This window comes from Streptomyces sp. 2114.4 (assembly GCF_900187385.1).
GTDB lineage: Bacteria > Actinomycetota > Actinomycetes > Streptomycetales > Streptomycetaceae > Streptomyces > Streptomyces mooreae.
This window is the reverse complement of record NZ_FYEY01000001.1, coordinates 1079434-1092105: the sequence shown is the minus strand read 5'-3', so window position 1 is coordinate 1092105 and position 12672 is coordinate 1079434. Positions and strand designations below refer to the sequence as shown.

Sequence of the window (12672 nt, the reverse complement as noted above, 5' to 3'; positions counted from 1 at the left end):
GTTCACGGACGCGCTCTTAGACTCGGTGGATGATCTTCATTGTCGTCAAGTTCCCCGTGAAACCCGAGTACGCCGAAGAGTGGCCGCAGCACGTCGCATCCTTCACCGACGCCACCCGTGCCGAGCCCGGAAACCTGTGGTTCGAATGGTCCCGCAGCACCGAGGACCCGAACACCTATGTCCTGGTCGAGGCATTCAAGGACGATGCCGCCGAAGCACATGTCAACTCCGACCACTTCCGCGCCGGGATCGAGACGATGCGCCCGCTGCTGCGTCGTACTCCGGACATCGTGAGCACCACCATCGAGGGGGCGAACGGCTGGAGCGCGATGGGCGAGATCACCATCGACTGAGGCCGCTCCGGAGCACACACCACGGTCCGTGTCCGTGGCCCGCACGCCCGTCCGGCACGCACCGTCGTCAGCGGCGGCCGCCCGGGGCACCGCACTCGACGGGAAGGCCCCGCCCGCTACGGCCGGGCCGGCGTCACCAAGTGGCTGACGAACCAGTCGCGGGCGAGGTCGGCGACCTGCTGGAGGGCCCCGCGTTCCTCGAAGAGGTGGGTGGCGCCGGGAATGATCTCCAGGCGGGTCTCCGCGCGCAGCGCCGCCTCGGCCTCCCGGTTGAGGTCGATGACCAGGGGGTCGTTGCCGCCCACGATGAGCAGCGTCGGCGCCCGTACGGCGGGGAGCAGCGGCCCGGCGAGGTCGGGGCGGCCGCCGCGGGAGACCACGGCACCGATGTCCGCGTCGGGGGTCGCGGCGGCCCGTAGTGCCGCCGCGGCTCCGGTGCTGGCACCGAAGTAGCCGATGGGGCCCGTGAAGCGGCCGCGCAGCCACCCGGTGGCGTCCGCCAGCCGCTCGGCGAGGGTTTCGGTGTCGAAGACGTTGGACCGGTGGGCTTCCTCCGCCGGTGTGAGCAGGTCGAAGAGCAGGGTGCCCAGACCCGCTTCGTTGAGGGCCGCGGCCACCAGCCGGTTACGCGGGCTGTGCCGGCTGCTGCCCGAGCCATGGGCGAACATCACCACTGCCAGGGCCCCCGCCGGTACGGTGAGGTCGCCGGTGAGCCGGACCCCGGCGGCGTCGACCGCCACTTCCTCCGCCACATCCGTTTCCTTCGCCGCATCAGTTTCCTCCGCTACAGCCGTCTGTGCTGCCGTTCGCGCACCCGAGGCCCCTGCCGTCGAGGCCTGTGCCGTCGACGCCTGTGCCAGCAAGGAGACGACCTCGTCGTCCGGGGTCTGGGAGAAGTCCTGGTACCACTCGCCGACGGCGGAGAAGGCGAACGGGGTGGAGAGGCAGACGAATTCATCGGTCGAGCCGCGCAGCCGCTCGGCCGCGTCCGGAGGCGCTACGGGTACCGCAAGCACCACCCGGGCCGCGCCCTGGGCGCGTACCACCTCGCAGGCGGCGGCCGCGGTGGCGCCGGTGGCGATCCCGTCGTCCACGACGATCGCCGTACGGCCGGTGAGGTCGAGCCGTCGCCGCCCGGCGCGGAAGCGCTCCGCCTGGCGGGTGAGCTCCGCCGCCTCGGCGTGCTCCACGGATGCCAGGTCCGCCTGGGCGAGGCGGCCGCGGCGGACGATGTCGTCGCTGATCACCCGTACGCCGCCTTCGCCGATGGCGCCGAAACCCAGCTCGCGCTGGTACGGGACCCCCAGCTTGCGGACCACGATCACATCGAGCGGCGCGCCGAGCGCCCGGGCCACTTCGAAGGCCACCGGGACCCCGCCGCGCGGCAGGCCCAGCACGACGGGCTCGTCCCCCCGCAGGTGCCCCAGCGATTCGGCGAGGCGGTGCCCCGCATCCGCACGGTCAGTGAACAGCACAGTGTGCACCCCCTAGCCAGGGGAGGTAGCTGCGTTCACACCTCACTTCGAAATAACCCCATCCGCGGGGGCTTCGCAAGTCGGGCCGGGCGGTGCCCGCTCACCGCCCGGCCGGGCCGGATGGTGGTTACCGTCGGCGTATGAAGGGAATCGGAGCGGTCCTGATCGATATCGACGGCGTGCTCACCGTGTCCTGGAAGGCGCTGCCCGGCGCGGTGGCGGCCATGGAGCGGCTGCGGGCCGCGGGACTCCCGCTGGTGCTGGTCACCAACACCACCTCGCGGACCCGTGCCGCGGTCGCCGGGCGGCTGGCCGAAGAGGGATTTCCCGTCGGTGCCGAGGACATCCTGACCGCGCCCGCCGTCACGGCGGCCTACCTGCGCGCACATCATCCGCACGCACGCTGCCGGCTGATCAACAGCGGTGAGGTCCGGGCGGATCTGGCCGGTGTGACGCTCGTGGGGGAGGAGGACGGTGACGAGGGCCGGGAGGCACCGGAGGTGATCGTGTTCGGCGGCGCGGGGGAGGATTTCAGCTACCCGGCTCTCAACAGCGCCTTCCGGCAGCTGCAACGCGGTGCCCGGCTGGTCGCCATGCACCGCAATCTGTACTGGCGTACGGCGGACGGGCTCGATCTGGACACCGGGGCCTTCCTGGCGGGGCTGGAACGGGCGGCGGGGGTCGAGGCAACGGTCACCGGCAAACCGGCCGAGGCCTTCTTCGCCACCGCGTTGGCGCACGTCGGTGCCCCGGCCGCGGAGGCGCTGATGGTGGGCGACGACATCGAGTCCGACGTGCTGGCGGCTCAGCGCTGTGGGATCACCGGTGTGCTGGTCAAGACCGGCAAGTATCTGCCGGAGACGCACCGTGCGGCCGGTGGCACGCCTGACCATGTGCTCGATTCCTTCGCCGAGCTGCCCGGTCTGCTGGGCCTGGAGTGACGGTGCGGGGGTGGTGTGGGTGTGGCGCGTGCCGTGACGGTGCGCTCGCCTGGCGGGTCGGGCCGGTGAACCGGTGGACCGGTGGACCGGTGGACCGGCGCGGTCACGGGCGGTCATCCCGTGGCCGGGTCCTCGGCGCGCCGGTAGTGGAGGAGGACGACGCCGTTGCCGAAGGACCGGGTCCCGGCGAGCCGCAGAAAGGTCAAGGTCATGGTCTCCGCGGTCCGGAAAAGGGGCTTGCCCCGGCCGATGAGGACCGGATGGACGTAGACGTGGTATTCGTCGATCAGGTCGTGCGCCATGAACGCCGCGGCGAGATCGGCGCCACTGAGCACCAGGTCGCCGCCCGGCTGCGCCTTGAGCGCCTTGATCTCCTCGGGGACGACCTCGCGCATGATGGTGGTGTTCCAGTCGGCCCGTTCCAGGGTCCGGGAGAACACGATCTTGGGTGTGTCCCGCCAGATCCCGGCAAATTCGGCCATGGGCCCGGTAAGTGAGGGATCGGCGTCCGCGGTCGGCCAGAACTCCGCCATGAGCTGATGGGTGACCCGGCCGCTCATGAAGGCGCCCATCTGCCGCAGCTGCTCGTTGAGGTGCCGGTGGAGCTCGTCGTCGACCTGATGCCAGTCGATCTGGCGGTCCGGTCCCTCGATGAAGCCGTCAAGGGATACCGACATCGACAAGATGATCTTTCTCATCACGGTCCTCGCTGAAGTCCTCGGGGCCGGGGCCGCCGGAGTTCACCAGGGGGTACCGGGGGCCACCCGGGGTCCACCGGGGTCCAGCGGCCGGGGGGACCAGTGTGCCGGGGCGGGCGCGGTGGTGGCGGGTGTGCGCTGCGCCGGGCGCGCCGGGAGGGCGTGCGCCGTCGTCACCGCGGGTCGCCGAGCAGCGCCGCGATCTCCGCGGCCGTCCAGTGCCCCTCGGCTCCCGGGCAACCGGCAAGGTACTCGGCGGTCCGGTGCGCGCTCCATCCGTGGGAGGCGACGATCCCGGCCGCGATGTGCCGCAGGTAGGCCGCCGAGGGCGGGTTCAGGGCGATGTCCTGGCTGCTCCACGGGGAGGTGAAGGTCAGCACCGGGTAACCGTCCAGCAGCCCGGCACACACCAGGGTTTCGTACCGGCCGGGTCCCGTCCGCGCCCGGCCGCGGGTCAGGACTTCCGTCAGGTCGAGATCCCGGCCGGGCTCCCGGTACATCTCCTGAGCGGCGATATCGGAGAACTGAGAGAGTGTCAGAAAATAGCTCTGGGCGGGCAGTTCGGCGTAACCGGGGCGCAATCGGCCGGCTGCGTCACCGGGTCCCCGGCCGGTTGGTCCACCGGACTGCCGGCCGGCTGCGCCTTCGCCAGGTGCGCGATCCAGGTCCACGTCCACGTCCACGTCCGGGCCCGGGTCGGGTTCGGGCTCGGGGCCGGCGCCAGGGCCGGGGTCGTAGAAGGCTCTGCCGCCGGTCCACAGCTGCGATTCCGTGGCGAAGTACAGCAGACCGGGCAGCAGGACCGGTGCCGTGCGCGCGGGCGGGCGGGGGTCCCGGCAGCCCGGGTGGGTGCGCAGCCCGCCAGGGGGTTGCCCGCCGGCCAGATAGCAGGCCAGCCGCTCGGCGTGCATGTTGGAGCCGTATGCGGCGTACCAGAGGTGGTGGACGGGGGTGAGGCGGCGGACGGCTTCGGGGGAGTGGTCCAGGGCTTCGAGGCGTTGGGGCCTGATCACGTCCTCACGCTACGCGGCCCGGACTGCCACGGCGGCGTCCGGCGGGGCCGCGTCGGGCCCGCAGGGTCCCACGCCTCCGGCCGGGTCCAACGCCTCCGGCCGGGTCCAATGCCTCCGACAGGTTCCAACGCCTCCGGCAGGTTCCACCGCTCCGGCCGGGACGGCGGGCTCCGGCAGGGTAAGCGGTGCCCGGCCAGGGTCCCGGCCTCCGCGCCATGTGTCCCGTAGCGCCGCCGCCGCGACGCGGTGAAGCGCAGGTGAACGGACCGGACGGCCGGTGTGACGTGGCTTGATCGTTTCCCCTGCGGGTTTTGCCGCGAGTGGTCTGGAGATGCGCACTGCACGGACAGGACCGGTCGGAAGGGGCCGGTCCACAGGGCCGGACGGACAGGAACGACGGACAGGACCGGTCCGAAGGACAGCCGGTGCCGGGTCTTCGACCGGGCGCCGGGGGACGGAGGCAGTGTGGCGGACGAGGTGTCAGGGCGAGAGGATGCCGGGATACGCGGGGCAGGGGTGGCCGGCCACCGCCCCGCAATGCCCTCTCCAGCGCCGGATGCGAGCCGGCGTCACCTGCTCGCGGCCACGGCAGCGGCGGGGCTGGGGCTGCTCACGGCATGCGGGCAGTCTTCCTCCCGTGCGGACTCCGCGCCGAAGGCGTCGCCCCCCGGCGGCTCGCCGGCCTCCCCGTCCGCCGGTTCCGGCACCCCGGGCCCGTCCGGTTCCGCGACGGCGCCCCCGTCGGCCCGCCCGACGAAACGGCGCCGCGCCGAACTTCCCCGTGGTGGACGGGAGTTGTTCCCGCGCTACCGGCTGGTCGGGTTCTGTGGCCTGCCCGGGGCGGCGGCGCTCGGCCGGCTGGGCACCGGTGACCCGGAGCAGCGGGCCGCCCAGGCGGAGAAGGTGGCGCACAAGTACGCCGCGGGGCGCGAACCACTGCCCGTGCTCGAACTTCTGGCGACGGTGGCCAACGCCACGGCCGGCCCGGACGGCGCCTACCGCTCCCGTACGCCCGCGGCCACCATCCGCCGCTTCCACCGCCTGGCACGCAACCGGCGGGCGCTGCTGCTGCTGAACATCCAGCCGGGCCGTGCCTCGGTGCTCGGCGAGGTCAAGGCGCTGCGCGACTGGCTCGTCCACCCCGATGTGGGGATCGCGCTCGACCCGGAGTGGGAGATGAGCTCCGGTGAGGTGCCGGGGGACGCCTACGGGCACACCGACGGCCATGAGCTGACCGAGGTGGCCCGCTATCTGTCCGGGCTGGTGCGGGAGCACGACCTGCCGGAGAAGCCGCTGGTCTTCCATCAGGTCGCCACGTCCGTCGTGGGCGACCAGTCCGCCCTGCGCCCCCAGCCAGGCGTGGCGCTCATCAAGAGCGCCGACGGCATCGGCTCACCGGGCCTGAAGCGCGGGACCTGGCACCAACTGGTCAGGGATCTGCCCGACGGCCTCCACACCGGTTTCAAGCTGTTCTACGAGGAGGACGCGAAGGGCAGCCGCCTGATGACGCCGAAGGAGGTGCTGGCGCTGCGGCCGCAGCCGGAGTACGTGATGTACGAGTGAGCCGGCCGGCCCGCTGCGCGCTCTGCCGGCGGGCCCGTGTACGAGTACCGGGCGTGACCCGGGCCGGGCGCCGCGCACGCCCGGCCCGGGTCGCGACCCGCGAAGTGGCGGCCGCCCCGGTACTCCGGGCGGCCGCCACAGGCCGTGCCGTGTTCCGCCGGTGCGGTGCCGGCCGGTGATCCTCCGTCAGTACGGGTGCTTGTCCGCCCGGTTCATCCAGGTCGCGTACGACTCGGCGCCCATCTCGGGGTAGATCTGCTCGATCTTGATCCGGCGCTCGTCGAGCGGCCTCTTGAAGTCCTCGTACTGGAACGAGTCGTCGAAGCCGATCTTCGCGGTGTCCTCGAGATCGCAGCTGTAGTAGACGGCGTCGATCCGCGACCAGTAGATGGCGCTCATGCACATGGGGCAGGGCGCGCCGCTGATGTAGATCGAGGTGCCCTGGAGCATCCGGGCCCGTTCCGGGACCGGGTCCGGTGACCCGGGCGGCCGCGGAACGTACTCCAGCGTGCTCTCGTTCTGATGCTCCACGGCGATGCTCGGAGCTTCCGGGTTGAGGATCTGTATGGCTTTCCGGATGGTTTCCATCTCGGCGTGCGCGGTGGGGTCGCCGGTCAGCAGCACGCGGTTCTGTCCGCGGGCGACGATGTTCCCGTCCCGCGTGAGCACCGCACCGAACGGGCCGCCCCAGCCGTTCTCCACGGATTCCGTGGCGAGCCGTACAGCCTCTGCGAGAAGTTCTTTGTGTTCCATTACGGAGTCTCCGATCGGCATCGATTCCTCTGTGGAACGGTTAGGCAAAATGCCCCATTTGCCGTGTAAATCTCTTCTGTACTAGGCTACTCAAGGTGAGTTCCCGTGCAAGCCGTGATTCCGCGGCAGACATCGCCACCGTAGTGACCTCGCAGAAGGTGCGCGAAGGCCGCACCGAGGAGTACCGGCGTTGGCAGGACAGAGCGAATCAGGCCGCCCGTGAATTCGAGGGTTTCGTGGATGCCGAGGTGTATCCTCCCGGCGCCGGCGAAGAAAACGAATGGGTGGCCGTATTTCGCTTTTCCGGAATGGACTGTCTGACCGCGTGGCTGGAGTCGGGGCGGCGCCGGGAACTGCTCGACGAGGCGAGCGGACTCTTCCAAGGCCCTCCGGCGCAGGAGGTGCTGCGGGGCGGCAGTCCCGCACGGCCGGCTACCGACGTGGTCACGGCCGTCATCTCCCACGAGGTCAAATCGGGACAGGAGCAGCAGTTCCTGCGCTGGCAGGAGAAGACCCTCATGGCGCAGGAGAAGGCGCCGGGCTTCATGGGATCCGAACTGTTCAAACCCGTGGAGGGCGTACAGGACCACTGGGTCGTCGTCTTCCGGTTCGACTCCCGCGCACACCTCGACGACTGGCTCCACTCCGAGGTGCGCACGAAACTCCTCGCGGAGGGGAGCAAATACTTCACCTCGTACGACGTGCGCAAGGTCGGTTCGGCGTTCAGCGGGTGGTTCCAGTTCGACCGCAGGGGCGGTGCGCCGCCCGACTGGAAACAGGCGATGTCCGTCGTCCTGGCGCTCTATCCGACGGTGATGGTGCTCAACCTGACCGTGGGAGTGGGGCTGGAGAAGCTCACCATCCGTGAGTACATCGGCCTGTTCCTGTCCAACGTCCTGAGCGTCAGCGCGCTGACCTGGCTGCTGATGCCGCTCGTCAACCGGGCGTTCGCCTTCTGGCTGGTGCCCTCCCGGGCCGTCGGCCGCAAGGAACAGGTGCTGGGTGTGGCGCTGATGCTGCTCGGCTACCTGGTCTCCATCGGTGTCTTCGGACTGATCACCCAACAGATCTGGTGAGGAGGCCACGATGTGCCCACGGGAGCCGGCAGCGGCGGAGGAGGATTTCCCGGGCACACCGGTGACACGGGGCGAGGCCGGCTACGAAGCCGCCCGGTCCGCCGCCGTGTGGAACGAGCGCCGGCCCGAGCGGTTCCCCGAGGTCATCGTGCGCGCCGCCACGGAAGCGGACGTGGCACACGCCGTCACCTACGCCCGCACCCGGGGACTGCGGATCTCGATGTACTCCGGCGGGCACAACTGGTCCGGCTCGCCGCTGCGCGACCGCGGGCTGCTGCTCGATCTCTCCGCGCTCCGGGAGTGCCATATCGCGCCCGCGGCCGGCGACGCCCCGGCGACGGCCACGGTGGGGCCCGCCGCCACCGGCCGGGAACTCGTCGCGGCCCTCGCCCCACGAGATCTGGCGTTCCCCGTCGGCCACTGCCCCACCGTGGCGGTCGGCGGGTTCCTGCTCAGCGGCGGCCTGGGCTGGAACTCCCGGGCCTGGGGCGCGTCCTGCGCCGACGTTCTGGAGATCCGGGCCGTCACCGCCGACGGCCGGACGGTCACCTGCAGCGATACCGAGAACCCCGACCTCTTCTGGGCCGCGCGGGGCGCCGGGCCCGGATTCTGTGCGGTCGTCACCCGCTTCCGCCTCGCCCTGCACCCCCACCCCGCCTCGATCATGACGACCTCCCTGACCTTCCCGCTGACCGAGGTCGCCCGGGTGGCCCGGTGGGCGGAGCGGACCGCGCGCGGGCTCCCGCCGTACGTCGAGACGGCCTTCGTCCTGATGCCCTCCGGTCCGCGGGCCGGCACGGCGCCGGCCGGGCCCCGGATCACGGTCGCCGCGACCGCCTTCGCCACGGCACACAGCGAGGCCCTGCAGGCGCTGGAGCCGTTCGCCGGCTGCCCCTTCGGCGAGCTCGCCACGGGCCGGCAGCCGGCCGCACCGACCTCGTTCGCCGCGCTCCACGAGGGCGCGATGTCCGCCTGGCCGCCGGCCCACCGGTACGCGGCGGACACCCTGTGGTCACCGGAGAGCTACGCCACCCAGCTGACCCGTATCGCCGATGCGGTGGCCGACGCCCCCTCCGGGAAGTCCCTGGTGCTCTCCCCGGTGCTGCCGGTCTCCGAGCACCCCGCTCTGCTGCGGAACATGGCCTTCTCCCCGCTCGGCGAGTCCTACCTCGTCTGCTACGCGATCTGGGAGGACCCGGCCGAGGACGAGGCCCAGGTGCGCTGGCTGTGCGAGGCGATGGCCGCGGCTGACCCGCAGGGCGACGGTTTCCGCTACATCGCCGAAACGGACCTGGAAGCCGACGCCGCACGGGCCCGGCGCTCGTACACCCCCGCCACCTGGGACCGCCTGCAGGAGATCAAGGCGCAGTGGGACCCGGACAACCTCTTCCACTCGTATCTCGCCCCCTGACGCGGGGCCGGCCCGACCCGGCGCGGGGCCCCGGCCGGTGCGGCGCAGCGCCCGGGGGAGCGGCCCCGGCGCCGCGGGGGCACCATGGCCCTATGCTGCTGGCCGCTCTCGCACAGGTCTCCGCCGATGTCGCGGCGACATCGGCGCGTTCGCGGAAGATCGCGCTGCTGGCCGGGCTGTTCCGGGCCGCCGCGCCGCAGGACGTCCCGGTGGTCATCCCGTATCTGGCCGGGCGACTGCCCCAGGGGCGGATCGGGGTCGGCTGGAGCGTGCTGCGCGAGCCGGTGGCGGCCGCGGAACGCGCCACGCTGACCGTGGGCGAGGTGGATACCGCGCTGACCGGGCTGGCGCGGGTCTCGGGCGCCGGGGCGCAGGACGAGCGGCGCCGGCTGGTCCGGGAGCTGCTGGCCGCGGCGACCCGGGAGGAACAGCGCTTCCTGGTCGGTCTGCTCACCGGTGAGGTGCGGCAGGGCGCGCTGGACGCCATCGCGGTCGAAGGGCTGGCCGCCGCCACCGAGGTGCCCGCGGCCGATGTCCGCCGGGCCGTGATGCTGGCGGGCTCCCTGCCGGAGGTGGCACGGGCGCTGCTGGCCGAGGGCCCGTCGGCGCTCGCGGAGTTCCGGCTCACCGTCGGGCGGCCCGTGGGGCCGATGCTGGCGCACAGCGCCAAGACGGTGGCCGAGGCGGTGGACAAGCTCGGTGCCTGCGCGGTCGAGGAGAAGCTGGACGGCATCCGCGTCCAGGTGCACCGGCACGGGCCGGACGTACGCATCCACACCCGCACCCTGGACGAGGTCACCGACCGGCTCCCCGAGGTCACCGCCCTCGCCCGGGAGCTGCCGGCCGACCGCTTCATCCTCGACGGCGAGGTGATCGCGCTGGACGGCGAGGGCCGCCCGCTGCCCTTCCAGCGGGTCGCGGGACGGTTCGGCTCGCGGGTGGACGTCAGTGCGGCGCAGGCCGCACTGCCGCTGTCCCCGGTCTTCTTCGACCTCCTCTCGGTCGACGGCCGCGACCTGCTGGAACTGCCCGGCGAACAGCGGCACGCGGAACTGGCCCGGCTGGTGCCCGAGCACCTGCGGGTGCGCCGCCAGGTGGTCGCCGACCCGTCCGACGCCGCGGCCCGCGCGGCCGCCGAGGAGTTCTGGTCGCGGACCCTGCGCCGGGGCCACGAGGGCGTCGTGGTCAAGGCGTTGGACGCCCCCTACAGCGCGGGGCGCCGGGGCGCCGCCTGGCTGAAGGTGAAGCCCGTGCACACTCTGGACCTGGTGGTGCTCGCGGCGGAGTGGGGCCACGGCCGGCGCACCGGGAAGCTGTCCAACCTCCACCTCGGTGCGCGCGGGCCGGGCGGCGGATTCGTGATGCTGGGCAAGACCTTCAAGGGGCTCACCGACGCCACCCTTGACTGGCAGACCGAGCGGCTGCGGGAACTTGCCGTCGCGGACGACGGCCATGTGGTGACGGTGCGTCCGGAACTCGTCGTCGAGATCGCCTACGACGGCCTGCAGACGTCCACGCGCTACCCGGCGGGCGTGACCCTGCGCTTCGCCCGGGTGGTGCGCTACCGGGAGGACAAGACGGCGGCCGAGGCGGACACCGTGGAGACGGTGCTCGCCGCGCACGGCGGCGGGGAGGGGTAGCCGCCGTGGCGGGGAAGCGCAGCGCCGGGCTGCTGCTGTACCGGCGCACCGCGGACGGCGGCGTCGAGGTGCTGCTGGCGCACATGGGCGGGCCGTTGTGGGAACGGCGGGACGCCGCGGCGTGGTCGGTGCCCAAGGGCGAGTACCTGCCGCCGGAGGAGGCATGGGACGCGGCCCGGCGGGAGTTCGAGGAGGAGTTGGGCCTGCCGCCCCCCGACGGGCCCGGTGTCCTGCTGGGTGAGGCCCGCCAGGCGAGTGGCAAGGTGGTGACGGTGTGGGCCGTCGAGAGCGATCTCGACCCGGAGCGGATCGTGCCGGGCACCTTCGACATGGAATGGCCGCGCGGATCCGGAGTGACCGGCACCTTCCCCGAGATCGACCGGGTTGCCTGGTTCACCCCGCACGAGGCGCACCGGCGCCTGGTGGCGGGCCAGCGGGTGTTCCTGGAGCGGCTGGCGGAACGGCTCGCGGGCCAGGCCTGAACGGGCCAGGCCTGAACGGGGCGGGGCCTGAACGGGGCGGGGCCTGAGCCGGGCGCGCCGCGCTCCCGGTCTCCACCACCCGCGCGCCCCACGGGCCACCACCCGCCCTGGACACCCGCCGTTGCCGCCGGGCAGGCTTGCGGCGGGGCCGTACCACAGGCCCCGGACGGGGGCCCTGGCAACGGGGTCGTGAGCATGCCGCGGGGGCCGCATGTTGCGTCTGCACTTCGACGACCGGGACATCGCGCGGGTACAGATCGCCGCCGAACCCGATCCACTGTGGGAAACGGTTCTCGCCCTGCACCAGCTGGTGCCGCCGGGACGCGGGGTGCCGGTGTTCGGGGCCTGGCGGGCCCGTGCGCGCCGCGAGCTGGACGAGCGGGGCCTGACCCGCGCCGCGCGGCTGATCAGCACGCTGGCCCCGGCCGACGCCCGCTACTTCCCGGACTTCCTCACCCCCGACGCCGCCCGCGACGGGCTGGCCGCGGGGCTGGAGGCGCTGCGGGACACCCCCCGGGTGCGGCTGACCGCGGAGTGCGCGCGGGCGGGGCTGCCGGCCCGGCTCCCACGCTGGACCGCCGCGCTGGCCGGCGGAGACCGGCAGCCGCTCGACGAGCTGGCCGCCGCGTTCGGGGAGGTGTACCGCGCGGTGATCGCCCCCGACTGGACGGGCGCCGCCGCCACCGTCGACTGCGACCGGGGCGGCCGCACCCGCATACTCTGCCGCGACGGCGTCGACGGCATGCTGGGCACCTTCCGGCCCGCGATCCGCTGGGAGCCGCCGGTCCTGCATGTCGACTACCCCCGGGACCGCGATCTGCGCCTGGGCGGCCGCGGACTGCGGCTGATCCCCTCCCACTTCTGCTGGCGCAGACCCATCGCGCTCGCTGATCCCGGCCTCCCGCCGGTGCTGGTCTATCCCGTTCAGCACGCCACGGACTGGGCGCCGGCCACCACCCGCACCTGCCGGCCTCAGGCGCTGTCCGCCCTCCTCGGCCGGACCAGGGCCCGCATCCTCGCCGCCCTGGACGCCCCGGCCACCACCGGTGAACTGGCCCGCCGCCTACGGGTCTCCGCCCCCTCGGCCAGCGAGCACGTGAGCGCACTGCGCGAGGCGAACCTGGCCCACACCCGGCGCGACGGAGGCTCGGTCATCCACGCGCTCACCCCGCTCGGCACGGCGCTGCTGCACGGTGAGCTGGCTCCCGTCCGCCTGCCCCCCTGAGAGAGCCGGTGCTCGTCGCACTCGGCGCGGGCATCCTACGTG

The 12672-nt window shown here is 72.8% G+C and carries 12 protein-coding genes; 8 read left to right on the top strand and 4 right to left on the bottom strand.

Annotation, left to right across the window (positions count from 1 at the left end):
* Positions 1-29 precede the first annotated feature (29 nt).
* Positions 30-353 carry a putative quinol monooxygenase gene (locus CFW40_RS04650; protein WP_088796591.1) on the top strand — a complete coding sequence of 108 codons (324 nt, stop codon included), beginning with the start codon at positions 30-32 and terminating at the stop codon, positions 351-353.
* Positions 354-469: 116 nt separating this feature from the next.
* Here the strand turns inward: CFW40_RS04650 and CFW40_RS04645 are convergent, their stop codons facing one another.
* On the bottom strand, positions 470-1828 hold the full coding sequence (locus CFW40_RS04645; RefSeq protein WP_088801906.1) for a phosphoribosyltransferase family protein: 1359 nt from the start codon (positions 1826-1828) through the stop codon (positions 470-472).
* Between the two features lie 140 nt (positions 1829-1968).
* Between CFW40_RS04645 and CFW40_RS04640 the strand changes: the two genes are divergently transcribed.
* Complete coding sequence (locus CFW40_RS04640) at positions 1969-2769, top strand: HAD-IIA family hydrolase (protein ID WP_088796590.1); 801 nt, start codon at positions 1969-1971, stop codon at positions 2767-2769.
* 113 nt (positions 2770-2882) lie between these two features.
* On the opposite strand, the gene CFW40_RS04635 is transcribed toward CFW40_RS04640, so the two are convergent.
* A complete protein-coding gene (locus tag CFW40_RS04635; protein ID WP_088796589.1) occupies positions 2883-3467 on the bottom strand; it encodes a dihydrofolate reductase family protein in 585 nt (194 codons plus the stop codon).
* Between the two features lie 173 nt (positions 3468-3640).
* Positions 3641-4480 (bottom strand): histone deacetylase, encoded by an 840-nt coding sequence (locus CFW40_RS37800; RefSeq protein ID WP_256331599.1) that lies wholly within the window; start codon positions 4478-4480, stop codon positions 3641-3643.
* 537 nt (positions 4481-5017) lie between these two features.
* Here CFW40_RS37800 and CFW40_RS04620 point away from each other — a divergent pair.
* Positions 5018-6043: a hypothetical protein gene (locus tag CFW40_RS04620; RefSeq protein WP_256331600.1), complete on the top strand. Its 1026-nt coding sequence runs from the start codon at positions 5018-5020 to the stop codon at positions 6041-6043.
* Between the two features lie 186 nt (positions 6044-6229).
* On the opposite strand, the gene CFW40_RS04615 is transcribed toward CFW40_RS04620, so the two are convergent.
* The gene (locus tag CFW40_RS04615; protein ID WP_088796587.1) at positions 6230-6796 is read right to left on the bottom strand and encodes a nucleoside deaminase; all 567 of its coding nucleotides are present in this window, start codon (positions 6794-6796) and stop codon (positions 6230-6232) included.
* Between the two features lie 95 nt (positions 6797-6891).
* On the opposite strand from CFW40_RS04615, the gene CFW40_RS04610 reads away from it, so the two are divergent.
* The 5 genes from CFW40_RS04610 to CFW40_RS04590 all read left to right on the top strand — a co-directional run bounded on the left by CFW40_RS04610 (position 6892) and on the right by CFW40_RS04590 (position 12630).
* Positions 6892-7872 carry an antibiotic biosynthesis monooxygenase gene (locus CFW40_RS04610; protein WP_256331601.1) on the top strand — a complete coding sequence of 327 codons (981 nt, stop codon included), beginning with the start codon at positions 6892-6894 and terminating at the stop codon, positions 7870-7872.
* 10 nt (positions 7873-7882) lie between these two features.
* Complete coding sequence (locus CFW40_RS04605) at positions 7883-9283, top strand: FAD-binding oxidoreductase (RefSeq protein ID WP_088796585.1); 1401 nt, start codon at positions 7883-7885, stop codon at positions 9281-9283.
* Positions 9284-9375: 92 nt separating this feature from the next.
* Positions 9376-10923 carry an ATP-dependent DNA ligase gene (locus CFW40_RS04600; protein ID WP_088796584.1) on the top strand — a complete coding sequence of 516 codons (1548 nt, stop codon included), beginning with the start codon at positions 9376-9378 and terminating at the stop codon, positions 10921-10923.
* A gap of 5 nt (positions 10924-10928) precedes the next feature.
* Complete coding sequence (locus CFW40_RS04595; RefSeq protein ID WP_088796583.1) at positions 10929-11405, top strand: NUDIX domain-containing protein; 477 nt, start codon at positions 10929-10931, stop codon at positions 11403-11405.
* Between the two features lie 211 nt (positions 11406-11616).
* Entirely contained in the window at positions 11617-12630 is a 1014-nt protein-coding gene (locus CFW40_RS04590) for a winged helix-turn-helix domain-containing protein (protein WP_088796582.1), read from the top strand.
* The last annotated feature ends 42 nt before the right edge of the window (positions 12631-12672 follow it).